This is a genomic window from Candidatus Hydrogenedentota bacterium, assembly GCA_019637335.1.
GTDB lineage: Bacteria > Hydrogenedentota > Hydrogenedentia > Hydrogenedentales > JAEUWI01 > JAEUWI01.
On sequence record JAHBVV010000013.1, the window covers coordinates 154,790 to 161,233 of the forward strand.

Annotated in this window: 4 protein-coding genes; 2 read left to right on the plus strand and 2 right to left on the minus strand. The window is 63.9% G+C overall.

All coding sequences use genetic code 11. The features are described from left to right. Positions 1-82: 82 nt before the first annotated feature. Entirely contained in the window at positions 83-1,438 is a 1,356-nt protein-coding gene (locus tag KF886_15325) for a Gfo/Idh/MocA family oxidoreductase (GenBank protein ID MBX3178729.1), read from the minus strand. Positions 1,439-1,908: 470 nt separating this feature from the next. Further along, positions 1,909-3,147 carry a hypothetical protein gene (locus KF886_15330; GenBank protein MBX3178730.1) on the minus strand — a complete coding sequence of 413 codons (1,239 nt, stop codon included), beginning with the start codon at positions 3,145-3,147 and terminating at the stop codon, positions 1,909-1,911. Between the two features lie 298 nt (positions 3,148-3,445). Here KF886_15330 and KF886_15335 point away from each other — a divergent pair, with 298 nt between their 5' ends. Continuing rightward, positions 3,446-4,039, plus strand: a complete 594-nt coding sequence (locus KF886_15335) for an isoprenylcysteine carboxylmethyltransferase family protein (protein MBX3178731.1) — start codon at positions 3,446-3,448, stop codon at positions 4,037-4,039. Positions 4,040-4,213: 174 nt separating this feature from the next. Then, positions 4,214-6,444 (plus strand): cadherin-like domain-containing protein (locus KF886_15340; protein MBX3178732.1); only part of this gene is annotated, 2,231 nt, incomplete at its 3' end.

Sequence of the window (6,444 nt, forward strand, 5' to 3'; positions counted from 1 at the left end):
GCGGGACGCGCTTTCCTACAGTAAAGGCCCCGCGGGGGGCGCCCGCGGGGCCGTGGATTAGAGATGCGATTGTATTATGCGACTAGCAGGGGAGTTCCCAGCCTTTGCGGTATTCCTTGCTGACGAATTCGGCGGGGTTGGGGACGTTGGTGACCATGCCCTTCTTGTTGTCCCAGTGCATCTTTTGCTCGGTGCGGATGGCGAGGTTGCCGAAGACGACCATTTCGGTGAAGGGGCCGGAGTAGTCGAAGTTGGATGCGGCCGCTTCGCCGCCCTTGCAGGCCTGGATCCAGTTGAGGTAGGGATCTTCGCCCTCGATGCGCTTGATGGTCTGCTCGGGCTTCTTGTAGTCGAGCATTTTCTCGTCGGGCAGGAGGCGCGCCTGGCCGCCGTATTCGCCGGCCGTCAGGATGCCGCTCTCGCCCACGAAATAGGAGCCGTTGCGGCCATCGCCGAGCTTCTGATCGAGGGGCACGCCGTCGGGGCGCTTGGGGATGAGCTCGCCGTCGTACCAGTAGACGTCGACGGGGGCCATGTCGCCGCGCGCGGGGAAGCTGTACTTGACGATGGAGGCGTTCGGGGCGGTCTGGTCGTTCTTGCCGGACTGTGCGACGACTTCGACGGTGTAGTCGGGGGCTTCAACGAGCTTGAGGGCCCAGAAGGCGGGGTCCATGATGTGGCAGGCCATATCGCCGAGGGCTCCGCACCCGAAGTCCCACCAGCCGCGCCAGTTGAAGGGGGCGTACTTGGCATTGTAGGGGCGCATGGGGGCGGTGCCGATCCAGAGGTCCCAGTTCATGGTTTCGGGGATGGCTTCCTCGTCGAGGGGCTTGTCGATGCCCTGGGGCCACACGGGGCGGTTGGTCCAGACGTGGGCTTCCTTGACCTGGCCGATGGCTCCGGACCAGACCATTTCGCAGAGGTCGCGGACGCCGTCGCCGCAGTGTCCCTGGTTGCCCATCTGGGTGGCGACGCCCATTTCGCGGGCGACGTTGGTCAGGAGGCGCGCTTCGGCGACAGTGTGCGTGAGGGGCTTCTGCACATAGACGTGTTTGCCGAGCTTCATGGCCATGTAGGCGGCGGGGGCGTGGGTGTGGTCGGGGGTGGAGATGGTGACCGCGTCGATCTCGGGCATGGACTCCAGCATCTCGCGGTAGTCTTTGAACTGCTTGGCTTCGGGCAGGCGGTAGAAGGCCTCGCTGGCGCGGTCAAAGTCGGGGTCGCAGAGGGCGACGACGTTTTCACCGTGGCGGTGGCAGGACATGATGTCGCCCATGCCCTTGCCGCCGGCGCCGATGGCGGCGATGTTGAGTTTTTCGTTGGGGGATTTCTTCCCCGGGACGACCTGGGCCGTGTTGGGCTGGGCGAGGGCGCCCGCGGCGGCCGTGGTGGTGGTGGCGGCCAGGAAGGCGCGCCGGGTCATGGCATTCTTGGTCATTGGTACTCTCCGGAGCGGCAAACCATGGGATGGGCCGCAGTTGTTTTTGAGTTCGGGCGGCGTTCCCCTGCTCCCTCCTGGAACACAGCGAGGATCCAGGGGAAGACGGCCCGCAACGTCATCCGGGTGAGCATAAAGATTTCCGGGGGGAAGTTCAAACTGGAGGTTAGTTGACAGTTGACAATGGCGGTAGTGGGTAGTGGGCGGAGTGGATTCGCTCGAGTGGGCTATTGATGGAGGTGGTGGGTTGGCGTTGCTCCAGGCACACGAATCCGCCTGAGGCGGAATCGCGTGGCACGGGAGAATTGTGTTGCGCCTTCGGCGCGTTGCGGGCGGGCCGTCCGCCACGGCGTATCTTCGACTCGCGCTCCCATTGGTCCGGCTCTTGTGGTTGGGAGGCGCGGTGATAGACAACCCGCGCCAGGGCGGGTTCGCCCTGGCGCGGGTTTTGTGGCCGGTTCGGCTACTGCTTACTTGTCGTCATCGTCGTCATCATCATCATCATCATCATCGTCGTCGCGATGTCCGCGTTCGTGGCGGGTTCCGACTTCGGAGACGAGTACAAGCTCGCCGGTTTCGGCGTCGAAGACTTCGATGACCGAGTTTTCGGTCATGGCGGGGACGTAGTCGCCGCGTGCGGAGACGAGGTTGATGTGGGCCTTTTCACTCTTCCGGACGCGCGCGTCGGCGATGAGTTCGCCATCGACGGCGACTTCGACCACGCGAATCAGGGTGAGATCCTCCATTTTGATCTTGAGTTGCCGGAAGTCATTGTGGGTCTTGAACCTGGCCTCCCCTTCGGCGTCGGGGTCCACGCCGGTGCTGACGAGGCGGAAGTGGAGGTGGAATTTGCCGCCGCGGGTGCTTTCGTCGTCCTCCACGGGAAAGTCGAGAATCGCGACGGTATTGGCGGCGAGGGATCCATCGAAGTTGAGCGCGCCGATGGCGACGACCTCGGCTCCGACGATGAGGTCGGCGGGGGTTCCGTTGGCGGTGTCGAAGTCATCGGGGAGGAAGATGGCGGCATTCAGGACATCCACGAGGATCTCGGCGCCGCCGCGGCGGACCACGATGAAGGCGTCATCGGGGTTGCTTTCGACGATCTCGCCGCGCACCTGGGCCTGGACGGCGTTGAAGAGGCCGACCTGCAGGTCGGGGATGAGCTGGTAGCCGCCGGCGTCGAGTTCGACGAGGGTAATGGCGCCGAGGTCGAAGACGAGGAGTCCGGCTTCACCCGCAACGACGGAAAAGCTTATTGGCACACGAAGGTTGCCGCCGTCGAGCAGGTCCACGGCTACGGGGGCGTCGGGCGCATCGGCGAAGACGGCCGCAGCTCCGGAAAGCGAGAGGACGGCGCCCTCGTATTCGCCCGGAGGTACGGGGGCAAGGTCGATCAGATTGGGCATGTTCAGGATGTCGAGCAAATTGAGGTCGAAGGGGGTGTCAATCACGACGACATTGGCCGGATCGCCGACCTGCTGGAGGGCGACCTGATCCACGGTGATCGTCAGGCTGACGAGCTCTTCCTGCTGAACCACACGGGCCTTGGGCACGCTGGTGGACTTGGCGCGCAGGCCGGCGTCGTTTGCGGCCACGAGCACGGTCAATTCGGCGTTCTTGGTCGCGGGCGAGCCACCGAGCGGGCAGCCCATGAGGAAGAGGGGAACAGTCAGGGCCGCAAGGGCCTGTTTCAATCGAAATGGAACCATGACGAAACTCCTTTCACGGTCTGTGGACGCCGCCGGTGGAAGACCGGCGTATACTTGACAGACTACGACCCGAGTCGCCGCGTGTGGCGTCCGAAGGCACGCGCGTCTATAGGATAAGAGAGGCGATTTCGGGCATATTCCGCATGGGAAACACCAGAATGGAACGCTTTTCGGGGTTTAGTGAAAAAAGTGCGCGGGATCGACGCGCTCTGCTTTCTTACGTTCCCCGGGGGTACAATGCACGGAACGTACGGTATCGCTAATGGGAGGCGTGGCCGGCGCGTGGAGGAATCGACTCGTGGACGTGGGATACCGGATTGCGTTGGCGATCGTTGCGGTTGCGCATGGCGTATTCAGCCGGCGTTACGTAAGGGGTGCGCGGGCGGGTGCGACGCTGTTCAAGGAGCGCGCCGAGGGCCGGGGGCTGGCGGCGGCGACGGGCGCGGCCTATGCGGCCTATTGCTTCACCGTGCTGGCCTTTATGATAAATCCGGCGTGGATGGGGTGGTCCGCGCTGCCGATTCCGCCGTGGCTTCGGTGGGTTGGCGCGCCGGTGATGGCGGCGGGCGCCGCGCTGCACATCTGGGGCATGCACCATCTCGGGAAGAACCTGACGATTAGCATCAGCACGCGCGCGGGGCATGCGCTGGTGACGTCGGGCCCGTTTCGGTGGATCCGGCACCCGTTGTATAGCGGGGGAATGTTGGAATCCGTTGGCGTGTGCCTGCTGCTGGCAAACGGGGCGGTGTCGGCGTGCGCGCTGGCGTTCTGGTTGCTGATCGCGTGGCGCACGCCGCTGGAGGAGGCGATCCTGGAGGACGCGTTTGGAGAGCGGTATCGCCAATACCGGGGCTACACGGGGCGTTTTCTGCCGCGCGTGACACGGGGCTGAGGATATTTGGGGCTTCTCACCGCCTTGCCACGGCCGCGCCGATCTCGTACACTGTGGGCTGTAGTGAGGATGAGGCGCGTCAAACAATAAAGGGGCCTGCCCGTGCGATATTGCCAATCACCGGCCGGTGGCCACGAGCTCATCTCTCGCAGATTCTTCCGGCGCTTTTTGACAGTGTTCCTGACCGCCTGGTGGGTTTCCAGCGCGCTGTACGATATCGCCGCGGCGGCGGAGGCCGCGAGTGGGGCCAAATCACTTGAGGCGCTGCTGGGGGATCGCCGGATCAGCCATCAGGGCCCGGATGGCGACACCGCGTATGGCGCGTTTCATGTCCGGGTGGCGTACAACGCGACCCACAATGAGTTTCTGGTGGTGTGGGCGGGGGACGATAACCGCGCGCCGCTTGTGGAGGGCGAATACGAGATTTTCGGGCAACGTGTGGACGCGTCGACGGGCGCGCTGCTCGGCGAGCCGGGATTCCGGATCAGCGACATGGGGAATGACGCGGAAACGAATCCGGCGACACGCAGGCTCTGTACTGCCTACGATCCCTTCCCGGTCTACAACGCCACGAACGATGAGTATCTGGTGGTCTGGGTGGGGAGCGACGACACGGCGCCGCTGTCGCCGGGGGAGTACGAGATATTTGGCCAGCGTCTGGATGGGGCGACGGGCGCGGAGATTGGCGAGAACGATTTTCGCATCAGCGACATGGGCGGGGACGGGGCCAATGGATTTGACGCGCAAGATGTCGCGGCCGCGTACAACAGCACGGACAATCTGTACCTGGTGGTGTGGTCCGGCGAAGACGACATCGCCCCGCTTGTTGAGGGGGAGTTTGAGGTATTTGGCCAGCTTATCGATGGCGCCACGGGCGCGGCTATCGGCGGCAACGACTTCCGAATCAGCGACATGGGCGATGATTCGGAGACGGATCCTTCGGTGCGGGATGATTTCGGCGCGGTCCGGCCCCGTGCGGCGTACAACGCGACCCAGAACGAGTTCCTGGTGGTCTGGTATGGAGACGACGATACGGGATCGCTCGTAAACGATGCGCGCGAGATCTGGGGGCAGCGGCTGGATGCATCCACGGGGGCCGAGCTGGGCGAGAACGACTTCCGGATCAGCGATATGGGCGCGTCGGACAGCGACACCACCGTTTTCGCCCGGGATCCGGACGTCGCCTGGAACGCGACCCGCAACGAATACTTTGTGGTGTGGCGGGGGGTTGACGACACGCCGCCGCTGGCCCCCTTCGAGTCCGAGATTTTCGGCCAGCGTCTGGATGGGATTACAGGGGCGGAGGTGGGCCAGAATGACATGCGCCTCAGCGATATGGGGGACGACACGGAGACCGACCCGCAGATCCGGGACGATTACTTTGCCTCGGAACCGCGGGTATGCTGGAATCCGGATGCCGACGAGTATCTTGTGATCTGGTCGGGCGAAGACGACATTGCGCCGCTGGTCAATGGTGAGTTTGAGATATTCGGCCAGCGAATCGCCGGGGTGGACGGATCGGAAGTGGGCGAGAACGACTTTCGCATTTCCGACATGGGCGACGACGGCGAATCGGACGCCGCCAAACGCGGGGCCTACCGCGCCAGCCGTCCCCATGTGGCCTACAGCACATCGAGCCAGGTTTTTCTCGTGGTCTGGGAGGGCGACGACGACAGTACGAACCCTTCGGACGCGACCCTGGTCGATGGAGAGATCGAGGCGTTTGCATCCCTGCTCCGAATTCCGAAACCGGGGCCCGCAATCGTGGAAGTGGGCCCGGTGAGCGTTTTCATGGACGAGGACGGCGATCCGACGCCCTTTTCACTAACGCTGAACGCGACTGGCGCGGATGCCGACGACCTGACGTGGAGCATCCAGACTCCAGCGGCCCATGGGGTGGCCACCGCGAGCGGCACGGGATCCTCGAAGGCTATCGGTTACGCACCGAATCCGGATTTTCATGGAAGCGACAGCTTTTCGGTGCGGGTGTTCAACGCGGATCTGGATACGGACACCATCACGGTGGATGTGACCGTGGAACCGGTCAACGACGCGCCGGTGGCTGTCGCGGATTCGTTCCTGGTGGCGGCGGACTCGTCGGAGAATCTGCTGGATGTGCTCGCGAACGACACGGATGTCGACACGGGAGACGTGCTGTCTGTGGTGGCGGTCGGGGCGCCGGATCAGGGCGGCCAGGCGGCGCCCGCCGACGATGGCGGAGGGGTGGTATATACCCCCGCAATGTCATTTGTTGGCGCTGAGACTTTTACGTATACCGTAAACGACTTGGAGGGTGAAGAAGCCATGGCCCTGGTCGAAGTGACTGTGGAGGCGGCAGGCGAGGGTGAGGGTGAGGGTGAGGGTGAGGGTGAGGGTGAGGGTGAGGGTGAGGGTGAGGGTGAGGG

What these genes read in the sequence shown, in the direction of transcription:
- KF886_15325 (MBX3178729.1), bottom strand. Translation starts at nt 1,438, where the DNA reads ATGACCAAGAATGCCATGACCCGGCGCGCCTTCCTGGCCGCCACCACC.
- KF886_15330 (MBX3178730.1), bottom strand. Translation starts at nt 3,147, where the DNA reads ATGGTTCCATTTCGATTGAAACAGGCCCTTGCGGCCCTGACTGTTCCC.